Here is a 25201-nt window from a genome sequence, read left to right on the forward strand (position 1 = left end):
CGCAGTCTGCGCTCCGTTACGCAAAGGGATTATCGGCACGTAATAGTTCAGCCACGGCAAACGCTTCCACCGGCCGACTGATCAGGTAACCCTGGACCTCATCGCATAGCTCGGCCTTGAGGAATTCAAGCTGTTCCGGACGCTCGACACCTTCAGCCACCACCTTGAGCGACAGACCGTGGGCCATGGCGATGATTGCCCGGGTAATCGCTGCGTCTTCACCGCCCTCGCCCAGCCCACGAATAAACGCCTGATCAATCTTCACGTAGTCCACAGGGATGCGCTTGAGGTAGCTCAGCGACGAATAGCCGGTGCCAAAATCGTCGATCGCCAGTTTCACCCCAAGGTCGCGTAACTGCTGGAAGGTCGCGATGATGTGCTCAACGCTGTCCAGCAACTGGCTTTCGGTCAGTTCCAGCTCGAGGTAGTGCGGCGCCAGACCGGTTTCCTCAAGCACCTGACGCACCAGACTGACCAGTTTGCCCTGACGCAACTGATGGACCGACAGATTGACCGAAACCCGAATCGGCTCCAGCCCCTGACGCTGCCACTCGCACGCTTGCCAACAGGCCTGACGCAGCACGAACTCACCAATCGGCCCGATCAGCCCGGTTTCTTCAGCCAGACCAATAAAATCTCCCGGCGGCACCCGGCCCATGGTCGGATGGTCCCAGCGCACCAGCGCTTCGGCGGCGTTCAGCCGGCCAGTGGCGAGGCAGAGTTTCGGTTGGTAAAACACCTTCAACTGCTTTTCTTCGATGGCCTTGCGCAGGTGGTTCTCCAGCTGCAAACGCTCAAGGGTGCTGGCCTGCAGGCTGTCGGTATAGAACTGGAAATTGTTTCCGCCCAGGTGCTTGGCATGCTGCATGGCCATGTTCGACTGGCTGACCAATGCAGAAATTTCCCGCGCGTTGTCCGGCAACATACTGATGCCCATTGACGCACTGACCACCAGCTCATGACCTTCAACGGTCAAAGGCAAGCGCAGCTTGGTCGACAATCGGGTGGCGACCCGCGCCAGACTCGACAGATTGCCGTATGCGTCGAACAGCACCGCAAACTCGTCGCCGGACAAGCGTGCAATGGTGTCCGCCTCCGGTAACGCGTTGACCAGACGCCGAGCCATTTTCTGCAACATCTGATCGGCGACTTCATGGCCGAGGCTGTCGTTGAGCAATTTGAAGCGGTCCAGATTGATGTGCAGCAGCGCCAGGCTCCGGCCGCCCTGCCGTACCCGTTGATGGGCTTCATTCAGGCGTTCGCGGAACAATGAGCGGTTGGCCAGGCCGGTCAGTTCGTCGTAATGGGTCAGGTAGCGCATGCGCTCTTCGGATTCGCGCCGGGCTGATAGGTCGGCAAAGAAGCCCACAATATGGCTGACATTTCCCCGAATATCGCGCACCACGTTCAGTTGCAGCCACTGCGGGTAGAGCTCGCCGTTTTTGCGCGCCTCCACCAATTCGCCCTGCCAGCTGCCGTGTTGCTCCAGCGCCTGATGGATCGCCGGATAGTGCCGCCGCGCGTCACGACTGCACGGCAACTCGACTACATTGCGCCCCAACAAATCTTCAATCTGATACCCGGTAACCCGGCTGAACGCCTGATTGACCGCGATCAACGCGTAATCCGGGTCAAAAATCACAATGCCTTCGCTGGCCGCTTCAAACACCGTCGCCGCCAGTTGCCGCTGTTCTTCCAGGCCTTTGCTGACGCTGATGTCACGTCGGGTGCCGACCATGCGGATCACCCGCCCGTTGGCGCCACGCTCCACCGCTCGCCCTCGGTCTTCGATCCAGACCCAATGGCCATCGCCGTGGCGCACGCGATATTCGATCTGATAATCCTCGGTGCGACCCTTCAAATGCTCGACCAGCGCCCGCCGCAGCGGTGGCAAGTCCAGTGGATGCAGGCGCGGCTTCAGGTGGCTGAGCATCGCCGTGACGAATTCCGGCTCAATGCCGAACAACTCTTTGAGTTGGGTGTGATGCACTTCGTCTGTTTGCAGATTCCAGTCCCATAACCCCAGCTCGCTGGCCTTCAACGCCAGCGCCAGCCGCGCTTCGCTCTTGCTCAGGGCCTGGTTGGCGGCATCCAGTTCGCGGCTACGCTGGGCGACGCGGCTTTCGAGGCCGACCTGAGCTTCACGCAGTTCTTCTTCGGCATGGCGGCGCTGTTCGATTTCCCGCGCCAGCTCCTGATTGAGCAGTTCGCTGCGACTTTGCGCCTGCTGCAAATGTTCGATCAGCGCCTGATTCTGGAAGCGCCGCATCAACTCGCGCTGGATCAGCCGGTTGACCTGCCACGCGACCACACTCAAGGAGCCCAGCAGAATCAGCCCGAGCCAGCCCCAGCCTTGCTGCTGTTCATCGCCGCCCCAGAACAAATAGCCGATTGCCGGTAACAGGCACGGCAAGGTAAACGACAGGAAAGCTGGCAGGCTCACCGCATAGGCAACACTGGCCGAGAGGGTCGCTGCGCCGATCAGGCCGAATACCCAGGCTTGTTGCAGAAAGCTGTCGGTGGGCACCAGGGCAATGCCAGCGGCGGCCAGGGTCAGGCCGCTGATGGCCGAGCCCAGCAGAAACATTCGGCGCCAGATCGGCTGCGCCTGACGGCTGGGCATCGCCGAATCGAAGGCCGCGACCTGAATCACTCGCAACGCCACCAGCGACAGTAGCCAGATCAGCCAGATGCTCACCAGCAAGTAGCGCTGCGGGCTCCAGAGCAACCCGGCGCAGACCAGACCATTGATCAACATGAACAGCGTGGGCAGCAACGAACCCTGATACAACAGGCGTGTGCGCTCGACCGCCATTTCCATGGCGTACTGTTTGCGGATAACCCGAGGTTCCACAAGAGGGCCCGACAGGCTGGAGCTGAGGGTCATAGGCAATGTTCTTGTTCTTATAATGGTGAGCATGCGAGCCCGAAACTCGACGGAGCATACACAAGCAATGGCCCGGACCAAACTGCTCCAGATCATAAAAACAGCAAAAAAAATGGCCCGCTGCAACCGCTCAAAACCGCAGAAGCGCGGCCCATCAAGGCTTGCTGCAAGTGACTGACCGGTCGTCCTCCAGGATTCTTTCATCGGTTAATGCAAAGCTCGGTTTGCCCGGTATGGCTCGGCGCCCTAGAATGCCCCAATGCGCGATGATCTCTCCCTTCTGCTGAACTCCCTCAACGATGCCCAACGTCAGGCCGTAGCGGCCTCCGTGGGTCGTCAGTTGGTCCTGGCCGGTGCTGGTTCCGGTAAAACCCGTGTGCTGGTGCACCGTATCGCCTGGTTGATCCAGGTCGAGAACGCCTCACCACACTCGATCCTGTCGGTGACCTTCACCAACAAGGCCGCCGCCGAGATGCGCCATCGCATCGAACAGCTGATGGGTATCAACCCGGCCGGCATGTGGGTCGGCACCTTCCACGGCCTGGCGCACCGCTTGCTGCGGGCGCATTGGCAGGAAGCCGGCCTGAGCCAGACCTTCCAGATCCTCGACAGCGATGACCAGCAGCGTCTGGTCAAGCGGGTGATCCGTGAGCTGGGCCTCGACGAACAACGCTGGCCGGCTCGTCAGGCTCAGTGGTTCATCAACGGGCAGAAAGACGAAGGTCTTCGTCCGCAACATATTCAAGCCAGCGGCGATCTGTTCCTCGCCACCATGCGCAGCATCTATGAAGCCTACGAGGCCGCGTGCCTGCGTGCCGGTGTCATCGACTTCTCCGAACTGCTGCTGCGCGCCCTCGACCTGTGGCGCGACCATCCGGGCCTGCTGGCGCATTATCAGAAACGCTTCCGCCATGTGCTGGTGGACGAGTTCCAGGACACCAACGCCGTGCAGTACGCCTGGTTGCGACTGCTGGCCAAGGGCGGCGACAGCCTGATGGTGGTTGGCGACGACGACCAGTCGATCTACGGCTGGCGCGGCGCAAAAATCGAGAACATTCACCAGTATTCGGCCGACTTCCCGGACGCGGAAGTCATTCGACTGGAACAGAACTATCGCTCCACCGCCGGGATCCTCAAGGCCGCCAACGCCTTGATCGCCAACAACACCGGGCGCTTGGGCAAAGAGCTGTGGACCGACGGCGGCGAAGGCGAAGCGATCAACCTGTACGCCGCGTTCAACGAACATGACGAAGCACGCTACGTGGTGGAAACCATCGAAAGTGCGCTGAAAACCGGCATGGCCCGCAGCGATATCGCGATTTTGTACCGCTCCAACGCCCAATCGCGGGTTCTGGAAGAAGCCTTGCTGCGCGAGCGCATTCCATACCGCATCTATGGCGGCCAGCGCTTCTTCGAACGAGCCGAAATCAAGAACGCCATGGCCTACCTGCGTTTGCTCGAAGGTCGTGGCAACGACGCGGCGCTGGAACGGGTGATCAACGTTCCGGCCCGTGGCATTGGCGAAAAAACCGTCGAAGCGATTCGCGACCACGCCCGTCACAGCGATGTGTCGATGTGGGAAGCCATGCGTCAGCTGGTGGCCAATAAAGGCCTCACCGGTCGAGCAGCCGGCGCCCTGGGTGCATTCATCGAGCTGATCGAGGACCTGGCGGCCAAAACCGCCGAGATGCCGCTGCACCTGATGACTCAAACGGTCATCGAGCAGTCCGGCCTGATTGCCTATCACGAAGCGGAAAAAGGCGAGAAAGGCCAGGCTCGGGTAGAAAACCTTGAGGAATTGGTCAGCGCGGCGCGCAACTTCGAAAGCGCCGAAGAAGACGAAGACCTGTCGCCGCTGGCCGCGTTCCTCGGCCATGCCTCGCTGGAGGCTGGTGACACCCAGGCCGACGAGCACGAAGACAGCATTCAGCTGATGACCTTGCACAGCGCCAAAGGCCTGGAATTCCCTTACGTGTTCCTGGTGGGTATGGAAGAAGGCCTGTTCCCACACAAGATGAGCCTGGAAGAACCCGGCCGCCTTGAAGAAGAACGCCGTCTGGCCTATGTCGGCATCACCCGGGCCATGCAGAACCTGGTGATGACCTATGCCGAAACCCGACGCCTGTACGGCAGCGAAACCTACAACAAGGTTTCGCGCTTCGTACGCGAAGTGCCTAAAGGCTTGATCCAGGAAGTGCGACTGTCCAACAGCGTCAGCCGCCCGTTCGGTGGCGGTCAGAAGCAAAGCTCGAGCAGCCTGTTCGCCGGTACGGAGATCCCGGAAACCGCGTTCAGCCTCGGTCAGCAGGTGCAACACGCAGTCTTCGGCGAAGGGGTGATCCTCAACTTCGAAGGCGCCGGCGCGCAGGCCCGGGTGCAAGTGAACTTCAGCGAAGGCAGCAAGTGGTTGATGCTTGGCTATGCCAAGCTGGAAGCGATCTAAACGCTATCTGTCTGATAGCTGTTCTGTGGGAGCGAGCCTGCTCGCGAATAGAAGCGCCTCGGTATATCTGATAACCGCGGTGCGGCTATCGCGAGCAGGCTCGCTCCCACAGGGTTTTGTGTGGACCCCACCTCAGCAGGTTTATCTGGTAGAAGGCGTAAAACATGGGCTCAGGCTTCTTTTCTTCCTGGACATTCTGGGCCCTGTTGTCGGCGGCATTCGCGGCGCTGACCGCGATTTTCGCCAAGGTCGGCATCGAAAACGTCAATTCCGACTTCGCCACGCTGCTACGCACAATCGTGGTACTGGTCAGCCTGGCCTTGATTTTGTACGCAACGGGCCAATATCAGTCATTAGGATCGATATCCGCCAAGAGCTACCTGTTCCTGCTGTTGTCTGGCCTGGCAACCGGTGCCTCGTGGATTTGCTACTTCCGTGCGCTGAAACTCGGGCCAGCCTCGCTGGTAGCACCTGTCGACAAACTCAGTGTGGTGCTGGTGGCCGTACTGGGCGTAGTGTTGCTGGGTGAGCGGCTCGACCTGCGCCAATGGGGCGGAATCGGTCTGATCACGGCCGGCGTGGTGATGTTGGCATTGCGACGTTAGGAAACGTTCCTGCTGAATCAATCCACTTGTCCTACAGACAAAAGTACACACGCCTCCTTGTACCGACCGAGCTGAACGCAGCCTGTCAGGCAAAAGCCCGAAACACTCTGCCGCTAGCCAGTGTCACTTCACCTGTGCAACATGGCGCGCGTGCCATCCACAAATGGGAATTCCCTTTATGAAACGTTTTCTTAGCATCGTCATGGCGTTGTGCATCGGCCTGACGATGAGCCTCGACGCCAACGCCAAGCGCTTCGGTGGCGGCAAAAGCGTAGGCGCCGCGCCTACTCACCAGACCAGCCAAATGGCGCCGTCCTCGCCTGGCATGGGTTCTGCTGCCGCGACCGCCGGTGCTGCGGGTGCCGCAGGCGCTGCCGCCAAAGCCGGTGGTGCTTCGCGCTGGCTCGGCCCTCTGGCCGGCATCGCTGCCGGTGGCCTGCTGGCTTCCATGTTCATGGGCGGCGGCTTCCAGGGCATGCAGATTTTCGACATTCTGATCATGGCGGTCATCGCCTTCGTGATCTTCCGCTTCATCGCCGCTCGTCGTCGCAAGCAGCAAGAGCACATGGCTCCTGCAGGCGCGCCAATGCAGCGTGAAGTGTACGAACAGAAGCCGGCCATGGGCTCGATCTTCGGCGGCTCGGCAGCACCTGCTGCTCGTCCGGTGATCAACGCTCCGGCCTGGTTCAACGAAGAGCGCTTCATTGAAGCGGCGCGCAGCCACTTCCTGTCCCTGCAACAGCACTGGGACGCCAATGAAATGGACAAGATCGCCGAGTTCGTAACCCCGCAAATGCTGGAGTTCCTCAAGCGCGAACGTGCCGATCTGGGTGACGGCTTCCAGTCCACTTATATCGACAACCTCACCATTCAACTGGACGGCGTGGATGATCGCGCAGACAAGACCATCGCCACTCTGACCTTCAGCGGCGTGTCAAAAAACTCGCGTTTCGACCAAGGCGAAGTGTTCAGCGAAAGCTGGAACATGGAACGTCCGCAGGGCGAGAACCAGCCTTGGCTGGTGGCCGGTATCCGTCAGAACGGCTAATACCGCCCGAGTTTCGCATGCTGTAATGAAACCCCAGCCTCGGCTGGGGTTTTCTATTTCGCGGTTGCATCTATAGCGAGCTACTGTATAAACCGCCCCAACTAAACCGCGCCATAAAGCAAGAGGATCCCGGACGTGGAAGAAATCATCGAACAACTGCGTGAAGCCAACGAACCGGTACCGGTCCCCTTGGAGTTGCCCGACGAAGATCAGATCGTGGAAATCGAAGAACAACTGTTCATCGATATCCCGTTTGTCTTCAGAGAATTCCTGCTGACCGTCAGCGACGTCGTCTACGGCAGCCTTGAACCGGTAACCGTCACCGACCCGCAATCGCACACCTACTTGCCGGACGTTGCCGCCAACGCTTGGGATGCTGGCGTTGATCGCAGCATGATCCCGATCTGCCAGGACGGTGATAACTACTACCTGGTCGAAGAAGACGGCACCGTGGTGCTGTGGCTGGCCGAGGAAGAGCTACTGGCCGAAGAAACCTGGGAATCGGTGTGGCACTGGGCGCGGGACGTCTGGCTGGAAAGCTGATTGGCTTGACGCCCCGCCGGGTCAATGCCCGGACGAATCCTTGTGGTTGTCCAGGGTTTCCAGCAGAGCGACCTGCATCCGCGTGTGCACGCGGATGAACCAGCGCCAGAGCAGGGCCGCCACCGCGGCGGTGACTACCGCGATCAGCACCAGCAACTTGTTGGTCGGCAAGATACTGGCCGACAAGGCTGCCAACAGCAGGAAAATCACCAGCAGCGAGAGGATCGGGATCACTTCGGCGATGACCCGACGTACTCGCTGCGTGTGGCGGCCGGCCATCTCCGGTTTCACGCCCATTTCCGCCAGCAGCATCGAGAGTGCCTTCAGCTTGCGATAAGCGGCTATCAGGAACGGCAACGACAGCAGCAATGCGCCGCCCCAGATCAGCGCCTTCTGCCAGCTCGGATCATTGATCCAGACGTGCAGGTAACCGGAAATCCGCTCGGCAAAAAAGCTGCCCGAGAAGAAGATCGCCACCACCAGCGCCAGATTGACCCCCACCTGCAGCAAAATTCGCCGAATCATCGACGCCAGCAGCGCACCCTCGCCCTGCGGCTGAATGCTGCGCAGCCATTCCCCATACATCCCCAGCACACGGCCCAGGCGTTGCGGGATTACCGCCGCCAGCTTCAGCGAAAGCGGATCGGCGGCACGGATCAGGTAGGGTGTCAGTAACGTGGTGATGGCCGAGACGGCTACCGCCACCGGATAGAGGAAATCACTGGTGACCTGCAAGGTCATACCCAGCGCCGCGATGATGAAAGAGAATTCGCCAATCTGCGAAAGACCCATGCCAACCCGCAGTGAGGTGCGCCCGTCGTTGCCCGCGATAAACGCCCCAAGGCCGCAGGAGAGCATCTTGCCGAGCACCACGGCGACGGTAATCACCGCAATCGGCCAGGCGTATTGCAGGAGAATCTGCGGATCGATCATCAGGCCGATCGCAACAAAGAAGATGGCACTGAACATGTCACGAACTGGCTCGATCAGCCGCTCTATTTTCACCAATTGACGGGATTCGGCCATGATCGCGCCAATCAGAAACGCCCCAAGCACCATGCTGTATTCAAGCTTGACCACCAGCAGACAGAAGCCAAAGCACAGGCCAAGCACAGTGATCAGCAGCATTTCGTTGCTTTCGAACTTCGCCACATAGGCCAGCAAACGCGGCACCAGCAGGATGCCGACCACCAGTACGACGATCATGAACAGTGAGAGCTTGCCGACCGTGGAAAACACTTCGCCAGAACTCACCGTGCCGCTAACGGCGATACTTGAGAGCAAGGCAATGATGCCGATCCCGAGGATGTCTTCGACGATCAATACGCCAAAGATCAACTGCGCAAAGCGCTGGTTCTTCATCTTCAGGTCATTGAGCGCCTTGACGATGATGGTGGTCGAGGAAATCGCCAGGATTGCGCCGAGGAACAGCGAATCCATGGTGCTCCAGTCAAACCAGCGGCCGATTTCGTAGCCGATCCAGATCATCAGCACAATTTCCAGGAACGCTGCGATGAACGCCGTGGCGCCAACCTTGAACAGCTTGCGCAGGCTGAACTCCAGGCCCAGGCAGAACATCAGGAAAATCACCCCGAGCTCGGCGAGGGTCTTGATGGTTTGCTCGTCGTGGATCAGCCCGAACGGCGGGGTGTGCGGGCCAATGATGAAACCGGCAACGATGTAGCCCAGGACGACCGGCTGTTTGAGCCGATGAAAAACAATGGTCACCACACCCGCAACCAGCATGATCACTGCCAGATCCTGAATAAAACTGATGGCATGCATGGCGAGGGGCTCCTGGGTGGGTGTGCTGAGGGCGTTGTTGATTACCAGATCGATAGAAAGGACCCGTTGGATGGGCTTTTGAAGGGTAACACCGCGACTTCGAGCAGAAAGGCGGTGCAATATATGGAAACAGATCGATTCGGGCGTGACGGCCGTCATCGGCGTGGCGTCCCGTTAACGGTGGTTTTGAAAAACCAGCCAGGCACCCATAGAGGTGCTCCCGCAATCCCAGCCTTGAACCGTGAGTAGTTGCTATGGAACCCGGAAACGCCCAGCTGTCGATGACGGTATTGATGACCCCCGACATGGCCAACTTCTCTGGCAATGTCCACGGCGGTACCCTGCTCAAATACCTCGACGAAGTCGCCTACGCCTGCGCCAGCCGTTATGCCGGCCGCTACGTGGTGACCCTGTCGGTGGATCAGGTGATCTTTCGCGAACCGATCCATGTCGGTGAGCTGGTAACCTTTCTGGCTTCGGTCAACTACACCGGCAACACCTCAATGGAGGTGGGCATCAAGGTGGTGACCGAGAACATCCGCGAGCGCTCGGTGCGTCACACCAATAGCTGCTTCTTCACCATGGTCGCGGTCGACGATCAGCGCAAACCGGCGGCTGTCCCACCATTGCAACCGCAGAACAGCGAAGATAAACGCCGATTCGCCCAAGCCAAGCAGCGCCGGCAGATTCGTCAGGAGCTGGACCAACGGTATCGTGAAATAAAGGCTGACGCCTGACACCGCGCGGATCGCAGCCTCTGTAGGAACTACCGAAGGCTGCGATCTTTTCCGCCGCGACGCCGTTACAAACTGATCGCCGTCGCCTCGAACTTCACCCGAGGATGGGCAATGCGGTCCTGGGCGCGCACCAGCTCCAGCTCGTAGCTGGCACAGGCCTGGGTTTCCAGCAGCACTTCATGCACCGCTGACGCCGTAAATTCGAAGGCCGCGACCAGGCTGTCCCCCAACAGCACCCGCGCCAGGAACAAGCCCGACGTCAGGTCACCCACGCCCACCGGCTGACGTGGAAACGCCAGCAATGGACGACGCAGATGCCAACTGCCTTCGGCCGTCACCAGCAACATCTCGAAGCCGTCCGGCAATTTTCCGGGATAGTCCAGATGCTTGACCAACACCGCCTTCGGGCCACGCGCCAGCAACGCACGGGCCATCGCCAGGCAATCGAACAGCGACAGAGGCTTGCGTCCGGAGAAGCTGTCCAGCTCCAGCTGATTCGGGCACATGAAATCCGCCACTGCGGCCGCTTCATCCAGCAGGAAGTCGCTGACTTCGGGCGGCACGATGCAGCCTTTCTCCGCATGCCCCATCACTGGGTCGCACAGATACACGGCGTTAGGGTTGATCGCCTTGATCCGCGCCACACCGCTGAGGATCGCCCGCCCTTGAGCAGCACTGCCCAGGTAACCGGACAGTACCGCGTCGCAGTTGCCCAGTTCACCGATGGCCGCGATCCCTTCCACCAGCTCGGGAATCTGCTGCGGCGCCAGCACTTCACCGGCCCACTGGCCGTATTGAGTGTGGTTGGAGAACTGCACGGTATTGAGCGGCCAGACGTTCACCCCGACCCGCTGCATCGGGAAAACCGCGGCGCTGTTGCCGGCGTGACCGAAAACCACGTGGGACTGGATGGCGAGCACATGGGGAGTACGTTTCATGCGGGATTTCCGTAAAACGATTGAAATTCGAGCCGCGCAGTATGCGACTAATCGCGGCCTGTACGACAGACCAAATACGCAGTTAAGCTGACACTAATTTGTTGGAGCACTGTTCATGCTGACCCTTGGAAATATATTCGTGCTGATGCTGCTGGCGACCGGTGCCGCCTGGCTGTGGCACAACCATGGCTTGCGCGAGCAGGCGCTGGAACGGGTCAAGCGGCACTGCGCCAAACTCGACATCGAATTGCTCGACGGCAATGTAGCGCTGAAGAAGATCGGCTTCGTGAAGGATGCCAACGGGCGCCGACGCTTGGCCCGTGTGTATAACTTCGAATTCACCGTGACCGGCGAAACGCGTCACGCCGGCACCATCACCCAGTTCGGCGCCCACAGCGCACAAATCGAGCTGGCGCCCTACCCGTTTCCGTTCGAGGAAAAACCTGTGCTACCCAGTGCCGAGGTGATCGAACTGAGCCAATGGCGCCAGGACCATAACAAGTGGCGTCATTGAACCTGAGCCGCGTTAAATCCGGCTTACACGGCAGCTCGCGAGTAGCCTTTGTAGTGATTCGGCATCCTGCGGCTCATCAAAAATAAGCTCGATACGCGAATCCTGACGCCATTCACTGGGTTGCCAGTACAGCGCGGCGTTATCCAGCGAGTTGGCCGACACCCAACCGCCTGCGCTGTGGACAACCAGTTTGGCCCGGCGCCAGTCCAGTGTCTCCAGGCAAGTCTGGATCAGCGAAAGATCGAACGACTGGCTCGGATGCCAACGCCAACCCATGCTCCAGCCACCCTCCTGCTGCTGGTTCAGGCAAATCGGCAGCGTCGGGTCAGTCCAGACTGCCGGCATTTGCGCCAGGCCTTTAGGCACACTGAAGTTATCCACACCCTCGACCGCTCGGCTTTGCACGCCCGGCAACTCACTCAACGCCAGAGCGCCTTGCTGCGTCCAGTACAACGGGTGCTCCGGCAACTGCGCGGTGATCCGCTGGCGATCCTGGTCGGTCAACTGTTCAGCCTTGTTCAACAGCAACAGACCCGCGCCCGAGAGTGCTTCCTGCTGCGCCGCTGGCAGTGGTTTTCCGGCAGCGAGTGCTTGAGCGTCGAGCACCAGGACACTTGGCTGAATCGCCAGTACACCCTGCCAGGGCGCCTCGCTTAACTGCCGGAGCAATTGCGTCGGGTGTCCAAGCCCGGAGGGTTCGATAAACAAGCGGTCCGGCCGCGATTTGCGCAGCAACCGCCCGAGGCCAATCTGAAACGGCGCACCATTGACGCAACACAAACAGCCGCCAGCCACTTCACCCAGTGCGATACCATCGGCGCTGGTGGTCAACAGTGCGGCATCGAGACCGATCTGGCCGAATTCGTTGATCAGCACCGCCCAACGCTCATTCGCCGGCCGCTGCGCCAGAAGGTGCTTGATCAGGCTGGTCTTGCCGGCGCCTAACGGTCCGGCAATGACGTGGGTGGGAATGTTCTGCAACATGTTCGACGGTTTCTTGGGAGGGAATGGATGCGACTGATCGGCTTGCCATTACTGTTGGCTTTCGCTTCAAGCGAGGCGCTGGCTCAGGCCTGCGTGGTGCATAGCCAAGCGGAGCGGCTCGACGTCAAAGTCTGCCAGCAGAACCGCAACATCCCGGAAAAGCTGTTCCATGACGGCTTCTGTCAGCCAACCCTTGCGGGGCAGAAAGTCGAAGTCGCATTCCTCGACCAGTGCCCCAGCGGCGCCTTCGGCGTGTGCAGCAACGCTCACGTCACCAATATGCCTTACCGGCAGGATATTCACTATTACGGCATAGCGACAGACGCGGCGTACCTGAAGCCGTTTTGCGAAAGCCAGAGCCAGGGCGCGTGGCTCACGCCTTGAATCAACCGAGCCAGTCGAGGGTCAGGATCAGCCGGCGCTCACCCGGTGCGGGTTGCGGCGAACGATGAATCAGCCCGAAACCCTCGTTACCGTGCCACTTTTCGCCTTTAAGCAACGCCACTTCGCCACAAACCATTTGCTCACAGTCCTGCGGCTCGGCCTCCACCATGGCCAATTTCTTACGATCCATGGCGCCTTCTCTTAGCCACTGACTGCCGATGCCGGCGTAGGTGGTAATCAACCGTACCGGCACATGATCAACGTGGAAACGCGGGCACATGGCTTTATCCAGCACCCGCAAGCGCAAGCCGATGCGTTTGGCGCCGAGCAAGCAGGCAAACGCGCTGACCAGCCATGAAACGTCGGTGATAAACCCTTCATAACCTTCCAGATCACTATAACCTGCTACCAGGCCACGCAGATCCGGATCAGCTTCGTCAGTCGCTAACTCCACGACCAACGACTCAGCCAGCGGCTCTTTCAGCGATAACAGCAATGTGCCGAAATCGGCGATGTGGGACGGCAAACGGCGCTGCCAGAGGGCCAGGTTGGTGCCGTCTTCCAGTATCTGCGTGAAGATTTCAGGGGTTTGGCCCTGCACCTGACGAACCACTGGGCGCGCTTTCAGACTCGGCGCCAACATCAGGCCGCATCCTCTTCGAGCCATGGACCAAACGGGTCAGCCATCAGGCGCCAACCTTCGACGCCCAAGGCCATTTCGTCATCGTTGAGCAAGCAGTTGTCGAGGCGCTCAGTGAGCTGAGCGAAGTCGATGTTCTGGCCGATGAACACCAGTTCCTGACGGCAATCGCCCGTGGCCGAGGCCCAGTTCTCCATGATTGCCGCGGTGCTCTCCTGATCCTGCGGCCACTGTGTTTTCGGCACAAAACGCCACCAACGACCGGCGAATCCGTGACGCATCAAACCACCGGCCTGGGACCAACTACCGGCATCCTGATGCTTGCTGGCCAACCAGAAAAAGCCCTTGGAACGCAGGAGCTTGCCGTTCACCCAGGGACGATTGATGAAACTGAAAAAACGCTGTGGATGAAAAGGCCGACGTGCCCGATACGCCATTGAAGCGATGCCGTACTCAGTGGTTTCCGGCACGTGCTCGCCGCGCAACTCTTGCAGCCAGCCCGGCGCCTGAGAGGCTTTTTCAAAGTCGAAGCGGCCGGTGTTAAGGATGTTTTTCAGCGGTACTTCGCCCATGACCATCGGGATGATCTGCGCCTGAGCGTTGAGCCGTTTGAGGATCGCGATCAACTCTTCGCGTTGCGCACTGCTGATCAGGTCGATCTTGCTGATCAGCAGAACGTCGGCGAACTCGATCTGCTCGATCAGCAGATCAGTGATCGAACGTTCGTCTTCTTCGCCAAGGGTTTCACCACGTGAAGCGAGGCTTTCGGCGGCCTGGTAATCGAGCAGGAAGTTCATGCCATCGACCACTGTGACCATGGTGTCGAGCCGCGCGATGTCGGCCAGGCTCTGACCTTCCTCGTCGCGGAAGGTGAACGTTTCCGCAACCGGGAGAGGTTCGGAAATGCCGGTGGACTCGATCAGCAGGTAATCGAAGCGACCGTCCCTGGCCAGTTTGCTGACTTCTTCCAGCAGGTCTTCGCGCAGGGTGCAGCAAATGCAGCCGTTGCTCATTTCTACGAGTTTTTCTTCGGCGCGGTTCAAGGTGACATCGCGCTGAACTTCGCTGCCGTCGATGTTGATTTCACTCATGTCGTTGACGATCACCGCAACCCGAAGGTTCTCGCGGTTGCGCAGTACGTAGTTGAGCAGCGTGCTTTTGCCGGCGCCGAGAAAGCCGGACAGCACAGTAACGGGGAGACGATTGGGCATCAGGTATTCCTTGTCGGGAGTGGCCGGTCAAATCGCCCGTTGATGGCGTTCGCGCAGCTCTTCACGTTCTTTGGCTTCGATACACAGGGTGGCAAGTTGGGCGAGGAGTTCTTGTTCAGTCATGGGTGGATCACAGGTCAGGCGATCTTTTAATGTTATAGTATAACAGCACAAGGAAGCCAATCCCCTCTTGCTCACAACGACGAAGGGCGTAATGCTTGGGTTTGTTCGCACTCAGAGAAAGCCCATGCACAACGCCTTGAAATGCACGCTATTGAGCCTTTCGCTGTTTGTCGCAGCAGATGCCTTTGCGCAGATGCCGAGCCTGGCGAAGTGCACACGCAGTGCGAATCTGCTGGCCTGCGTGGACCCCGATGGCAACGCCTACAGCGTCGCCACGGCAGGCAGCACGACGTACTTGCGCGGGTTTGAAGTGACCGGCAAACGCTATTGGGCGCAGACCAGCAGCCGTTACGGCCAACTGACGTTCTTCACCGGTTTGGCGTCGGATGGTGAAGCGTGGGTCGGCTACACCCGCCGCGTTGGCTGGACCACCATCAATCGGTTTTCCAGCTCCGGCGGTTCCAGCGCCAAGTTCACCTGCAGCCGACTGACGGGCTGCTAAACCTGCGACTTTTGCTGCGACTGCTGCCAAGCCATGTAACTGTTCATTGGCGGATTCTTCTGAAAGTAACGCTGCAAGCCTTCAAAAAGACCGTCGGCTACCGCCTGCTGATGCCGCGCCGTGACCAATCGCTGACTGTCGCGGGCGTTGGAAATGAAGCCGGTCTCTACCAGGATCGATGGCACATCCGGTGATTTCAGTACCGCAAACCCCGCCTGTTCCACGCGTTTCTGATGCAATGTGGTAATGCCCGCCAGGCTGCCAAGTACCGTGTTGCCGAGCTGCAAACTGGCGGCGATGGTGGCGTTCATCGACATGTCGAGGATAACTCCGGCGAGCATCGGGTCCTTATCCTTCAAGTTGAGCAGGCTGGTCGCACCCAGCAAGTCGGCACCGTTTTCCCGTTGTGCCATGAAGCGTGCCGTGGCCGAGGTCGCGCCACCTTCGGACAATGCGTAAACCGAGGCACCAGAGGCCGTGAGCCGTGGCGCAGCATCAGCGTGCACCGAGATGAACATGTCGGCCTTGTGTGTACGGGCGATCTCCACACGCTTGCGCAGCGGCACAAAGAAGTCGTCGTTGCGCACCAATTTCACATCGAAACCTTTCTCGCGTTTCAAGCGTTTGGCCAGCAATTGTGCGATGGACAGCACCACATCTTTCTCGCGCTCGCCTTTGGCACCAATCGCACCGGGGTCCTTGCCACCGTGGCCGGGGTCGACCACGACGATGATGTCGCGCTTGGGGTGAGCCTTATCGGCCAGTGTTTCACGCTGAACCAATGGTGTAGCGGCAGCGATTTGCACGGGGGCGGCGCTGAGCAGATCGAGCACCAGACGATGGCCCTGCCCGTCCTGTGGCGGCAGTTGAAAACTATTGAGCTGCACCGGGCCGGTAAGGTCGAGGACGATTCGCGTATCGCCTTGCCCGAAGTGCCCTGAACGGATCGAACGAATCACCGTGTTGGTAAGCGCTAACTGGCTGAAGTCACCGCTGAGTTGTGCACCGCTCAAGTCGATGATCAGTCGTTCGGGTGCGCTCAACGAGAAGGTTTTGTACTGCACCGGTCCGCTCAAATCGAGCACCAGCCTAAGCTTGTCATCCGAACGCCAGAGCCGCGCATTGCGGATCTGCGTGGCCGACACGCCGAAAGGTAAAACCAGCGCGGCGCTGGCCAACAGCAGGTTGAGCAATTGTCGCCTGTGCATAGAGAAAGACCGCTTGAGAAAAAGGCATCGTCGACTTGTTGGTTATAATATAACATGGCAAAACATTTCCAACGATGGACCTGCTCATGAATGCGCTGACTCTGCCGGATATCGCCGCGCAGGCCTCACGCCAAGCCTTGCCACTCGAATGGGTGGGCATGTGCGGCGTTGCTCTTCCTGTAATGTTCAACGGCCAGCGATTGAGTGCGAAAGCCGACGCAGGCGTCAGTCTCGATGATGGCGAAGCACGTGGCATCCATATGTCGCGACTGTATCTGGCGCTGGAAATGCTTGATCAGGAAAGCCTTACACCGTCGTTGCTGCGGCGAGTTCTGCAACGTTTCCTCGACAGCCACGAGGGTTTATCGAATACGGCTTACTTGCGCATTCACACTGATTTGCTGCTCAAACGCCCAGCGTTGGTCAGCCCTTTGGCTGGCTGGAAACACTATCCCGTCAGCGTCGAAGCGCGCCTGGAAAAGACAGTGTTCCACGTGGAACTTAAAATTGAGGTTTCTTACTCGTCCACCTGCCCCTGTTCAGCGGCGCTTTCGAGACAACTTATTCAGCAGCAATTCATCGACGACTTTGCTAACACGCCATTGCAACACGCTGACGTTCTGGCTTGGCTCGGTTCTTCTAAAGGCATCGTCGCGACGCCTCACAGCCAACGCAGCAGCGCCCGGTTGCAGCTACGCCTGGATGACTGTCCGGACGGCCTGCCCTTGATCGCCGCGATCAACGATGCTGAAGCCGCGCTCGGTACTGCCGTCCAAACCGCAGTAAAGCGCGCCGACGAACAAGCCTTCGCACTCGCTAACGGTCAGAACCTGATGTTCTGTGAAGACGCCGCACGACGGTTGAATCAGGCGTTGAAAGACTCTCCCGGCATCAAGGCTTTTCAGTTACGCGTGGTTCACGCCGAAAGTTTGCACGCCCACGATGCGGTGGCCGAAAGTCGCTGGAACTGGGAGGCCGCATGATTCGTTGCCAAGGACTACGCTGGGGGGCGCCCGGCCAACCTCTGACCCCGCCCGTCGATTTCGATTTGCCCAGTGGCAGCCTGACGGCAGTCATCGGTGCCAACGGCTCGGGTAAAAGCAGCTTGCTGAAAGTCATCGCCGGCCTGCAAAAGCCACTGGCTGGCAAAGTTGCCCTGAACATTTCACGGCGGGGTGGTTTGTCTTTTCTACCGCAGCAACAGCACCTCGACCGCCAATTCCCCATCAGCCTTCAAGAGTTGGTGAGCGCCGGATTCTGGGGCAGCAAACAAACACCGGACGTTCGCCGCCAGCGCCTCGACAGCGTGTTGAATGACTGGTGCCTGAACGGCTTGGAGCAGCGCCCATTGATGGCACTGTCAGGCGGCGAATTGCAACGCGCCCTGCTCGCCCGCTTGAGCCTCGCCGAGGCGCCACTGTTGCTGCTCGACGAACCTCACGCGGCACTGGACGAACTTGGCCAGGCGCTGCTGTGGAAACACATCCACACCTGGCACGACGAGGGTCGAACCCTGGTCGTGGTGTGTCATGACCTCGCTGCGGTTCGCCAACACATTCCTCAAGCATTGCTGATAAAAAATACGGGCTGCGTCCTGGCGCCAAGCAGTGAACTGATCCTTCAGCAACCTTACACGCAGGTGGCCTGATGGTCGTCGCCGCGCAACTTTGGCAACCGTTCCACGAATTCGTGTTCATGCGCCGGGCACTTATCGGCGGACTGGTATTAGCCTGCAGCACCGCACCGCTTGGGGTGTTTCTGATCCTGCGACGCATGAGTTTGATTGGCGACGCCGTGGCTCACGGCATCTTGCCCGGTGCCGCGTTAGGGTTTTGGTTTGCCGGTTTGAGCTTGCCCGCGCTGACCATCGGTGGCCTCGGTGCCGGCCTGAGCATGGCCGGATTGGCGGCATGGATCACCCGCCGCACCGGCCTTCGGGAGGACGCAAGCCTGGCGGCGATTTACCCCATCTCGTTGGCCAGTGGCGTGCTGATTCTGGGGATCGCCGGCAAACGCCTCGACTTGCTTCACCTGCTGTTCGGCTCGGCATTGGCCGTCGACGGCCCGACATTGACCGGCATGCTCTGGGTCTCGGGGATCAGTCTGATCGCCATGGCGCTGATCTATCGGCCATTGCTACTGGACACGCTCGACCCATTGTTCTTGCAAACCGTCAGCCGTCTCGGCCCTTTGGCGCACGCTGTGTTTTTGACCCTGGTGGTGCTGAATCTGGTGATCGGTTTCCAGGCCATCGGTGCGCTGATGGTGGTCGGGTTGATGATGCTGCCAGCAGCAGCTTCACGCTTCTGGAGCCGTCATTTGCCGATGCTGATGGCCATCGCCGCAGTACTTGGCTGCCTCTCGGTGTGGCTCGGTCTGTTGCTGTCGTTCTACTACTCGCTGCCCAGCGGTCCAGCCATCGTGTTGGTAGCCGGCGCGTTGTACTTGCTGTCCGTGGTGTTCGGTCCGGTGCACGGTTTGCTGCGCCGCCCGCCTTTGCTCACATCCCAATGAGGTGTTTCCCGATGCGCGCTCTACTCGTGCTGTTCAGTGTGTGGTTGTCGATGTCGTTATCAACGGTATCGGCAGCAGAAAAACTCCCGGTGGTCACCAGCTTCAGCATCCTTGCCGACATGGTTCATCAGGTCGGCGGCGAGCACATCCAGATAACCAACATGGTGGGCCCGGACGCTGACGCTCACACCTACGAGCCGACTCCGGACGACGCGAAGGCCCTGCTCAAGGCCAAGCTGATCTTCAAAAACGGCCTCGGTTTCGAGCCATGGCTGGACCGCATGGTCGCCAGCACCGCAACCAAAACTCCGGTGATCACCGCCAGCCACGGAGTGATCCCCAGGTCTATGGAGGAGGACGGCGAGACCATCCCCGACCCGCACGCCTGGCATAACCTGGCGAACACCGAACTCTATGTGAACAACATCACCAAGGCGTTGATCGCCGCAGACCCGGCTAACAAAGCCGACTACGAACACAACAGCCAGGTTTACCTGAAACAGATCTACCGCCTGCTGGCCGAGGCCAAAACCAAGTTCGGCTCCCTGCCGCCGGGTAACCGCAAGATCGTCACCTCCCACGACGCATTCGGCTATCTGGGTCAGGCCTACGGTATCGACTTCATGGCACCTCAAGGTTTGTCGACTGAGCGCGAACCCTCGGCGGCCGAAGTGGCCGCATTGATCACCCAGATCCGTCAGGCCAAGGTCAAAGCGGTATTCATGGAAAACATCAAGGACGCCCGCCTGCTCAAGCAAATCGCCGATGAAAGTGGCGCACAAATTGGCGGCACCCTGTACTCCGATGCACTTGCCGCCGAAGGCCCGGCCAGCACCTTTGCCGGGCTGTTCGAGTACAACCTCAACACACTTTACGATGCCCTGAGCAAGCCATGATCCGCAAAAACCCGTCCGGCGATTTGCCGCGAATTGCCGAGTCCGCCTACGTCGATAAAACCGCGATCATCTGCGGCAAGGTAGTGATTGGCGAGAACGTTTTCGTGGGTCCCTATGCGGTAATCCGCGCCGATGAAGTCGACGATTCGGGTGAGATGGAGCCGATCACCATCGGCGCCAACTCGAACATTCAGGACGGCGTGGTGATCCACTCCAAATCCGGTGCAGCGGTGACCATCGGCGAATTCAGCTCCATCGCTCACCGCTCCATCGTCCATGGCCCGTGCACGGTCGGTAACCGGGTGTTCATTGGCTTCAACAGCGTGCTATTCAACTGCGCAGTCGGCGACGGCTGCGTAGTGCGGCACAACTCGGTGGTCGATGGGCGAGATTTGCCAGCCGACTTCTACGTGCCATCCACCACACGCATCGGCCCCACGACCGACTTGTCTCAGTTCCCGCCCGTCAGCGTCAGCGCCTCGGAGTTTTCCGAGGACGTGGCACGTACCAACGTCGATCTGGTGCGCGGCTATAAAGCCCTGCAAAACGAGTTTTGAGCATGAGCAGCGTGCTGATTCGCAACGCCCGAGTGGTCAACGAAGGCCGTGAATTCGACTCGGATCTGCTGGTCGATCACGGGCGTATCGTGAAAATCGCCAGCAGCATCGAAGGCGAAAACGCGACGCTGGAAATCGACGCCAATGGCCAATGGTTGCTGCCGGGAATGATCGACGACCAGGTGCACTTTCGCGATCCTGGGGCGCCGGACAAAGGCAGCTTCTATACCGAATCCCGGGCGGCCGTGGCGGGTGGCATCACCAGTTTCATGGACATGCCCAACACCCGACCGGCGACCCTGACGCTCGATGCGTTGGCCGACAAAAAGCGTCGGGCGGCGATGAGTTCGGTGGCCAACTACGGCTTTCACTTCGGCGTCAGCAACGACAACCTCGACACCGTCGCGGCGCTCAATCCAAGCGAAGTCGCCGGGGTCAAAGTGTTCATGGGTGCCTCTACCGGCAATATGTTGGTGGACGACCCGAAGATTCTCGAGCGGCTTTTTGCCGAGGTTCCGACGATCCTGCTGGCCCATTGCGAACACACGCCAAGTATTCAAGCCAACGAAAACAACTTTGCCGAACTGTTCGGTGAGAACATTCCCGCCGCAGCTCATCCACTGATCCGCAATGCCGAGGCGTGCTTTCGTTCATCCTCAATGGCGGTAGATCTGGCCAAACGGCATGGCACCCGATTGCATGTTTTGCACCTGACCAGCGCGCGTGAACTGGCGTTGTTCGAAGACAAACCGCTGACGGAAAAACGCATCAGCGCCGAAGTCTGCCTGCATCACCTGCTGTTCGATGATCGCGACTATCCGCGCCTGGGCAACCTGATCAAATGCAACCCGGCGATCAAGACTCAAGCCGACCGCGATGCGTTGCGCCAGGCGTTACTGAGCAATCGGCTGGACGTTATCGGCAGTGACCACGCGCCGCACACCTGGGCCGAAAAACAATTGCCCTACCGAAGGGCGCCTTCCGGGTTGCCATTGGTACAGCACGCCCTCCCCGCGTTGCTGGAGCTGGTAGCCGATCAGCTGTTGCCGCTCACCACGCTGGTGGCAAAAACCAGTCATCGAGTCGCCGACCTGTTCGCCATCCCGGATCGCGGTTACCTGCGCGAAGGCTATTGGGCGGACCTCGTTTTGATCAAACCCGAGCCCGAAGCAAAAGCCGTTTCCCGACAGCCAATCCTCGCTCAATGCGGCTGGACACCGTTCGCCGGGCGACGTTTTCGCCACAGCGTCAGCACCACGTTGGTTTCGGGGCAAATAGCCTGGCACGCCGAACGCCTCTATGACAGCTGCCAGGGTTTACCCTTGCGGTTCATGCGCTAAATCGCGTTTGACATCGCTATCAGGCGCGAGGTTTGACCGTCCCGCAATCCTGCCCCAGCCACACGGCGCGAGTATCCATGCTGCCCTTTTGCTGGATACCGGTGGCGTTGAACGTGCCGTTGACCGTGGTGCTGAACTCACGGTCGCTAAGGAACGTAGCAACACCGGCGCCCTGGGCTTTCGGGCAACTGAAGCGGAACTTCCACTGGTTACCGGTACGGTCGGTGATCTGCTGTTGGCAACCCGATTGCGGATCTTGCAGGGGAATGGTGTCGGATTGAACCTGCGCCTGAGTCAGGCACACGCGAATCCCTTTACCGCCCATGGTGATGCCCTGTTTCTCAAGTGCAGCTCTTTGTGCCGGCGTCATCTGGCTGCCCAGCTGGTTAAGGATCAACTGTAGATCCGGCAGGTTCTGGTCATCGACCTTCATATTGCTTGAGGTCAACTCCCACAAACCCGGTTGCAGCATCTGCGCCTGAGCGGCCAGAGGAAGTGACAAGCCAACAGCCATGGCCAAACCCAGCAGACGAACGTTCATCGAATAACTCCTAGACAATAGTGGCCGTTAGACGTCGCCAATCTACTTCGGTTGCATGTCTAATTAAATAGCGACATTCGCCATGGAACATGGTCTGTTAAGCATTGAATTTTCAGGAGCAAGGTTGCCCCATGGATTTTTTTGGACCCCATCTATTCGCTTATCTGATCGCGCTCATCCACTCGCTGGGCACGATAGCAGCCATACACGCCGTATTGACCGTCAGGACTGCACAAGGCTCGATTGCCTGGGCCTTGTCGCTGGTGTTCATACCTTACCTGACGCTCATCCCTTACCTGGTCTTCGGCCGCAGCACCTTCGATGCCTATATCCAGGCTCGCCGTCAGGCCAACGAAGAAATGCGCAAGGCCATCGCCGACCTGGATTGGCGCCCGTGGGTCGAGGAAGCGCTGACCGCCCGCGCGTCACATGCCTACGCCTCGTTACGGGCAATGCCGAAGCTGGGGCGCATGCCTTGCCTGGCGAATAATCAGGTGCGTCTGTTGATCAACGGCCAGGCGACCTTTGAGGCGATTTTCGAAGCTATCCGCAACGCCCGCGAAGCGGTGTTGATTCAGTTCTTCATCATCCATGACGACCAACTGGGTCGGCGCCTGCAACAGCTGCTGATGGAAAAATCCGCAGAAGGTGTGGCCATTTACCTGCTCTACGATCGGATTGGTAGCCACTCCCTGCCTCACACCTACGTTCAACCCCTGCGCGACGCCGGGGTGCGGGTCGAAGCATTCGCCACCCGCAGTGGATGGCTCAATCGGTTCCAGGTGAACTTCCGTAACCACCGCAAGATTGTCGTGGTCGACGGCATGCTGGGATTTGTTGGTGGGCATAACGTCGGCGACGAATACATGGGCGAGAAACCACCGCTGGCACCCTGGCGCGATACACACATCGCCGCCAGCGGCCCCGTGGTGGCGTGCATGCAGGAGTCATTCGCTGAAGACTGGTTCTGGGCCTCCCGAAAACTGCCACCGCTGATACTGCCGCAGAGCTACCCCGATGACGGTGTGCTCTGCCAACTGCTGGCCAGCGGCCCGGCGGACCCTTACGAAACCTGCTCGCTGTTTTTCGTGGAAGCCATCCATTCCGCGACCGAGCGTGTGTGGATCACCAGCCCGTATTTCATCCCTGATGAGGCGGTGTTTGCCGCGCTACGCCTGGCCGTGCTGCGTGGTGTCGATGTGCGGCTTCTGCTGCCATCGCGACCCGATCACCGGATCGTCTACGCCGCCTCCAGCCTGTACGCCTTCGAAGCGGTACGCGCAGGGGTCAGGGTGTTCCGTTACCAGCCGGGCTTCCTGCATCAGAAGGTCGTGCTGGTCGACAGCGAAATCACGGCCATCGGCAGTGCGAATCTGGACAACCGTTCGTTCAGGCTCAACTTCGAAGTGATGCTACTGACCGTCGACAGCGAATTCGCCAATGAGGTGGAACACATGCTCAACGACGACTTTGCCCAGGCGCACGAAATTGCCAAAGGCGAAAGCCGCAAGACCCACCGCCTGCAACAGCTCGGCATGCGGGTCGCCCGGCTTATCTCGCCGATCCTTTAAGGCTGGTCCTTTAAGGGTTGTAGATGTCGTCGCGGGTCCACGGTAGCTCATGGCTGCCGTCAGCGTGGGCCTTGACCGCGAGGATCTGGTGCAAGTTGATCCAGCCCCGCGCGAACGCGTAGGCGCAGCCTGCCAGATACAGCCGCCAGATCCGCAACGCCTGCTCTGGAACCTCTTTGGAGGCGGCTTCGAGGTTGTCCTCCAGCCGCTCGCTCCAATGGTCCAGCGTGCGCGCGTAATGCAGGCGCAGGCTCTCGACGTCGACGATCTCCAGCCCCGCTTCGCTGATCTCGGCCGAAATCATCGCCAGGTGCGGTAACTCGCCGTTCGGGAATACGTAACGCTCAATGAAATCGCCAGCCCCGCGTCCGACCGGCCGGCCATCCGTGTGCTTGGCGGTAATACCGTGGTTCATCACCAGGCCACCCTCGCGCACGGCACCAAACAATGTCTTGCAGTACTGCGCCAGGTTGGCGTGACCAACGTGTTCGAACATGCCGACACTGACCACCTTATCGAACCGACCATCCTGGGGCAGATCACGGTAGTCGAGCAGTTGTAGCTCGACCTGATCCTGTAAGCCTTCGGCAATCACCCGTTCCCGGGCCAGGGCCAATTGCTCTTTACTCAGGGTGATGCCAAATACTTTCACCCCAAACTCCCGCGCCGCATAACGCGCCAACCCTCCCCAGCCGCAGCCGACATCCAGCAGATATTCGCCGGGTTGCAGCCGAAGTTTGCGACACAGGTGGCGGAATTTTGCTTGCTGGGCCTGTTCCAGGGTCTCGCTGCCGGTCTCGAAGTAGGCACAGGAATACGCCATGTCACTGTCGAGCCAGAGCTGATAGAAGGCATTTGAAAGATCGTAGTGGTAGGAAATCGCCGCCGCGTCTGTGGCTTTGTCATGGACAGAACGCACCGGTTGATTGTCGTCAGCATCCTCCAGCAATGCCTGGCTCCATTCATCACACACCCGGATCACATCGCTGATCGAGCCTTCGAGTTCGAGCTTGCCCTCAACGAAGGCGGCGCCTAACAGGTCGAGGCTTGGACGGGTAAATTGAGGCACCAGTTGCGGGTCCTTGACCACAATCGTGACGCTGGGCGCGGGTCCCAGATTAATTTCATGGCCATCCCAGAGTCGCAAGCGAAGCGGTAATTGCAGATTCTGTAAGGCCGGTGGCAGTTGCGCGAGCATGAATAGTCCCCCTTGTTTCAGACGTCTGTCTT

The 25201-nt window shown here is 59.4% G+C and carries 24 protein-coding genes and 1 pseudogene; 15 read left to right on the forward strand and 10 right to left on the reverse strand.

The window, feature by feature from the left end:
* Positions 1-16: 16 nt before the first annotated feature.
* Positions 17-2887, reverse strand: a complete 2871-nt coding sequence (locus NTD87_RS01355) for a putative bifunctional diguanylate cyclase/phosphodiesterase (RefSeq protein ID WP_262111328.1) — start codon at positions 2885-2887, stop codon at positions 17-19.
* Between the two features lie 259 nt (positions 2888-3146).
* On the opposite strand from NTD87_RS01355, the gene uvrD reads away from it, so the two are divergent.
* From uvrD to NTD87_RS01375, 4 genes are all read left to right on the forward strand, one after another.
* Entirely contained in the window at positions 3147-5330 is a 2184-nt protein-coding gene (gene uvrD, locus NTD87_RS01360; protein WP_262111330.1) for a DNA helicase II, read from the forward strand.
* A 164-nt stretch (positions 5331-5494) separates the two neighbouring features.
* Positions 5495-5935, forward strand: coding sequence for an EamA family transporter (locus NTD87_RS01365; RefSeq protein ID WP_071552707.1), 441 nt, complete (start codon positions 5495-5497; stop codon positions 5933-5935).
* A gap of 178 nt (positions 5936-6113) precedes the next feature.
* Positions 6114-6983, forward strand: a complete 870-nt coding sequence (locus tag NTD87_RS01370; RefSeq protein WP_262111332.1) for a Tim44 domain-containing protein — start codon at positions 6114-6116, stop codon at positions 6981-6983.
* Positions 6984-7118: 135 nt separating this feature from the next.
* A complete protein-coding gene (locus NTD87_RS01375) occupies positions 7119-7526 on the forward strand; it encodes an SMI1/KNR4 family protein (protein ID WP_008073570.1) in 408 nt (135 codons plus the stop codon).
* A 21-nt stretch (positions 7527-7547) separates the two neighbouring features.
* Here the strand turns inward: NTD87_RS01375 and NTD87_RS01380 are convergent, their stop codons facing one another.
* On the reverse strand, positions 7548-9311 hold the full coding sequence (locus NTD87_RS01380) for a cation:proton antiporter (RefSeq protein ID WP_262111333.1): 1764 nt from the start codon (positions 9309-9311) through the stop codon (positions 7548-7550).
* Positions 9312-9565: 254 nt separating this feature from the next.
* Here NTD87_RS01380 and NTD87_RS01385 point away from each other — a divergent pair, with 254 nt between their 5' ends.
* A complete protein-coding gene (locus NTD87_RS01385) occupies positions 9566-10048 on the forward strand; it encodes an acyl-CoA thioesterase (RefSeq protein ID WP_071552703.1) in 483 nt (160 codons plus the stop codon).
* A 65-nt stretch (positions 10049-10113) separates the two neighbouring features.
* Here NTD87_RS01385 and pdxY read toward each other — a convergent pair whose 3' ends face one another.
* Entirely contained in the window at positions 10114-10986 is an 873-nt protein-coding gene (gene pdxY / locus NTD87_RS01390; RefSeq protein WP_262111334.1) for a pyridoxal kinase PdxY, read from the reverse strand.
* Between the two features lie 115 nt (positions 10987-11101).
* Here pdxY and NTD87_RS01395 point away from each other — a divergent pair, with 115 nt between their 5' ends.
* On the forward strand, positions 11102-11500 hold the full coding sequence (locus NTD87_RS01395) for a DUF3301 domain-containing protein (RefSeq protein ID WP_262111336.1): 399 nt from the start codon (positions 11102-11104) through the stop codon (positions 11498-11500).
* A gap of 12 nt (positions 11501-11512) precedes the next feature.
* Here the strand turns inward: NTD87_RS01395 and NTD87_RS01400 are convergent, their stop codons facing one another.
* On the reverse strand, positions 11513-12484 hold the full coding sequence (locus tag NTD87_RS01400) for a CobW family GTP-binding protein (RefSeq protein ID WP_262111338.1): 972 nt from the start codon (positions 12482-12484) through the stop codon (positions 11513-11515).
* Between the two features lie 27 nt (positions 12485-12511).
* Here NTD87_RS01400 and NTD87_RS01405 point away from each other — a divergent pair, with 27 nt between their 5' ends.
* A complete protein-coding gene (locus tag NTD87_RS01405; RefSeq protein WP_262111339.1) occupies positions 12512-12868 on the forward strand; it encodes an NADH:ubiquinone oxidoreductase in 357 nt (118 codons plus the stop codon).
* Between the two features lies 1 nt (position 12869).
* On the opposite strand, the gene NTD87_RS01410 is transcribed toward NTD87_RS01405, so the two are convergent.
* From NTD87_RS01410 to NTD87_RS27925, 3 genes and pseudogenes are all read right to left on the reverse strand, one after another.
* A complete protein-coding gene (locus NTD87_RS01410) occupies positions 12870-13511 on the reverse strand; it encodes a DUF1826 domain-containing protein (RefSeq protein WP_262111341.1) in 642 nt (213 codons plus the stop codon).
* Positions 13511-14719, reverse strand: coding sequence for a zinc metallochaperone GTPase ZigA (gene zigA, locus NTD87_RS01415; protein WP_262111343.1), 1209 nt, complete (start codon positions 14717-14719; stop codon positions 13511-13513). The genes NTD87_RS01410 and zigA overlap by 1 nt, the downstream gene beginning before the upstream one ends.
* Before the next feature lie 27 nt (positions 14720-14746).
* Positions 14747-14863, reverse strand: a pseudogene (locus NTD87_RS27925) (RNA polymerase-binding protein DksA); the annotation flags it as partial.
* 103 nt (positions 14864-14966) lie between these two features.
* On the opposite strand from NTD87_RS27925, the gene NTD87_RS01420 reads away from it, so the two are divergent.
* Positions 14967-15344: a glutamine synthetase gene (locus NTD87_RS01420; protein ID WP_262111345.1), complete on the forward strand. Its 378-nt coding sequence runs from the start codon at positions 14967-14969 to the stop codon at positions 15342-15344.
* On the opposite strand, the gene NTD87_RS01425 is transcribed toward NTD87_RS01420, so the two are convergent.
* A complete protein-coding gene (locus tag NTD87_RS01425; protein WP_262111346.1) occupies positions 15341-16552 on the reverse strand; it encodes an N-acetylmuramoyl-L-alanine amidase in 1212 nt (403 codons plus the stop codon). The two genes, NTD87_RS01420 and NTD87_RS01425, sit on opposite strands and share 4 nt — an antisense overlap.
* An 86-nt stretch (positions 16553-16638) precedes the next feature.
* On the opposite strand from NTD87_RS01425, the gene folE2 reads away from it, so the two are divergent.
* From folE2 to NTD87_RS01455, 6 genes are read left to right on the forward strand one after another with little or no spacing between them, the layout of a single operon-like run.
* The gene (folE2, locus tag NTD87_RS01430; RefSeq protein WP_262111347.1) at positions 16639-17535 is read left to right on the forward strand and encodes a GTP cyclohydrolase FolE2; all 897 of its coding nucleotides are present in this window, start codon (positions 16639-16641) and stop codon (positions 17533-17535) included.
* Positions 17532-18200: a metal ABC transporter ATP-binding protein gene (locus NTD87_RS01435; protein WP_262111349.1), complete on the forward strand. Its 669-nt coding sequence runs from the start codon at positions 17532-17534 to the stop codon at positions 18198-18200. Before folE2 ends, NTD87_RS01435 begins: the two co-directional genes overlap by 4 nt.
* On the forward strand, positions 18200-19066 hold the full coding sequence (locus NTD87_RS01440) for a metal ABC transporter permease (RefSeq protein ID WP_262111350.1): 867 nt from the start codon (positions 18200-18202) through the stop codon (positions 19064-19066). Before NTD87_RS01435 ends, NTD87_RS01440 begins: the two co-directional genes overlap by 1 nt.
* 11 nt (positions 19067-19077) lie before the next feature.
* The gene (locus NTD87_RS01445; RefSeq protein WP_262111352.1) at positions 19078-19962 is read left to right on the forward strand and encodes a metal ABC transporter substrate-binding protein; all 885 of its coding nucleotides are present in this window, start codon (positions 19078-19080) and stop codon (positions 19960-19962) included.
* Positions 19959-20519 carry a DapH/DapD/GlmU-related protein gene (locus NTD87_RS01450; RefSeq protein ID WP_262111354.1) on the forward strand — a complete coding sequence of 187 codons (561 nt, stop codon included), beginning with the start codon at positions 19959-19961 and terminating at the stop codon, positions 20517-20519. Before NTD87_RS01445 ends, NTD87_RS01450 begins: the two co-directional genes overlap by 4 nt.
* 2 nt (positions 20520-20521) lie before the next feature.
* Positions 20522-21859: a dihydroorotase gene (locus NTD87_RS01455; RefSeq protein WP_262111356.1), complete on the forward strand. Its 1338-nt coding sequence runs from the start codon at positions 20522-20524 to the stop codon at positions 21857-21859.
* A 19-nt stretch (positions 21860-21878) separates the two neighbouring features.
* On the opposite strand, the gene NTD87_RS01460 is transcribed toward NTD87_RS01455, so the two are convergent.
* Positions 21879-22400, reverse strand: coding sequence for a DUF3617 domain-containing protein (locus NTD87_RS01460; RefSeq protein ID WP_262111358.1), 522 nt, complete (start codon positions 22398-22400; stop codon positions 21879-21881).
* Positions 22401-22531: 131 nt separating this feature from the next.
* Here NTD87_RS01460 and cls point away from each other — a divergent pair, with 131 nt between their 5' ends.
* Complete coding sequence (gene cls, locus NTD87_RS01465) at positions 22532-23971, forward strand: cardiolipin synthase (protein WP_262111360.1); 1440 nt, start codon at positions 22532-22534, stop codon at positions 23969-23971.
* A gap of 10 nt (positions 23972-23981) precedes the next feature.
* Here cls and cfaB read toward each other — a convergent pair whose 3' ends face one another.
* Positions 23982-25169: a C17 cyclopropane fatty acid synthase CfaB gene (gene cfaB / locus NTD87_RS01470; protein ID WP_262111362.1), complete on the reverse strand. Its 1188-nt coding sequence runs from the start codon at positions 25167-25169 to the stop codon at positions 23982-23984.
* Positions 25170-25201: the final 32 nt, after the last annotated feature.

The sequence above is a fragment of the Pseudomonas sp. 6D_7.1_Bac1 genome, from assembly GCF_025465945.1.
Taxonomy (GTDB): domain Bacteria; phylum Pseudomonadota; class Gammaproteobacteria; order Pseudomonadales; family Pseudomonadaceae; genus Aquipseudomonas.